Annotated in this window: 1 pseudogene; it reads left to right on the forward strand. The window is 70.9% G+C overall.

The features are described 5' to 3' along the window. Positions 1-1,555, forward strand: a pseudogene (locus tag K675_RS31630) (DUF6543 domain-containing protein); the annotation flags it as partial.

Below are 1,555 nucleotides of genomic sequence, written 5' to 3' on the forward strand. Positions count from 1 at the left end.
AGCCGGCGAAACCCGCCAGGCCTGGGCCCACCTGGTCGGCGTGGCGATGAACCTGGCTTTCATTGGCGGTGCCGGCGTGGTCCTGCCGCACGTCGACACCTCGGCCTTCATCGACGGGCTGATCCCGGTCAGCGTCCGCGAAGGCGTGACCCGCCTCTGGAAACCCGACCTCGCCCCCTACCAGCATCAGCCCGCCCTGCCAGCGCGCAGCCAACCCGATGAACTCGGCCTGCACGACTACCTGGATGAGCGCTACCTGCTGCTGGAAGACCGCTACTACCGCCTGCAGCCCGATGGTCCGGGGCGCTACCGCGCCCTGCATGCCCAGGCCGACAAACTGCTCAACCCCTACGCCCCGGCGTTTCGCAGCAACGACGCCGGCGCCTGGAAACACGAGCTCGACGAGCCGCTGGCCTGGGCCGATGAACGCCTGTTCCGCCGCCTCGGCGGTGAAGCCGCGCGCCTCGACGCCCACACCGCGCAACGCATCCGGCACATCAGCGGCATCGACGCCGACGTGCTGCGCGCCACCCACCATAACCTCGAGCACCCTCCGGCGCTGCTCAGCGACACGATCACGCGCTTCGCCCTCGACCAGGACCTGGGCCGCCTGGTGCAACGCCTGCAAACCGGTGGCAGTTCCAGCGGCAGCCTCGACGAACTGCACATGGAACTGCAACTGCTGACCACCGACCCGGTCTGGCCACGCACCAAGGTCCTCAGGCTGCTCAACGGTTCGGGGCGCACGATTCAGGAATACCCGGCCAGCATCGCCTCCCAGGTGACCCGGATCGAGGTGCGCTGGCCCGACCTGGATGCCGACGGCCTGCTCCAGCAGGTGCTGGGCAAGCTCGACGAAAGCGAGGTCCGCAGCCTGCTGCGCGAGGAGTTCGGCCAGGCCGCCAGCAGCCTGTCGAGCCGGGTCGCCTCACTGCGCCGGCGCCTGGCCGGCGATGCGGTGAAGCGGCGCGGCGACCTGTTCGAATCGCACTACCGCTACCGCACGGCCACCAGCCGTGGCGAACCGGGGGCGGCCGTGGTGAAGCAGAACTTTCCCGGCCTGCCCGACCGCATCGCGCAGGAGCTGGCCCGCGGCGCCAATACCCTGGAGCGTTCCCGGCTCGAAGCCGGCCGCCTGCCACCGCGCCTGGCCCGTGAAGCCCGGCACTACCTGCGCAACGTCCGGTTGGCGCGCCAGTACGAGACGCTCTACCTCGACTCGGTCAGCCAGGCCGAGGTGTACCGCATCGGACTGTCGATGCTCCGGCGCCTGCCGGGCTGGTCGAGCCAGGTCCGCCTGGAGGTCCGCGACCACGCCTTCAGCGGCCCGCTGCTCGACAGCCTAGGGCCCGAGGCGGCGCCGATCCGCAAGGTGCTGGTCCGGCGTGGCGAGCAGTACGAGGCCTACGACGCGCTCGGCCAGGAGCTGCACGGCCCGGACGACCTGTACGCCAGCGTGCTGCACGCCCTGCCGGATGCCGAACGCGCGGCGCTGGGCTTTACCCACGTCGGCCAGGGCGCGCAACTGAAGCAGGCCCTGCGCGCCCTGCCGCCA

The organism is Pseudomonas fuscovaginae SE-1, assembly GCF_000364705.1.
GTDB lineage: Bacteria > Pseudomonadota > Gammaproteobacteria > Pseudomonadales > Pseudomonadaceae > Aquipseudomonas > Aquipseudomonas fuscovaginae_A.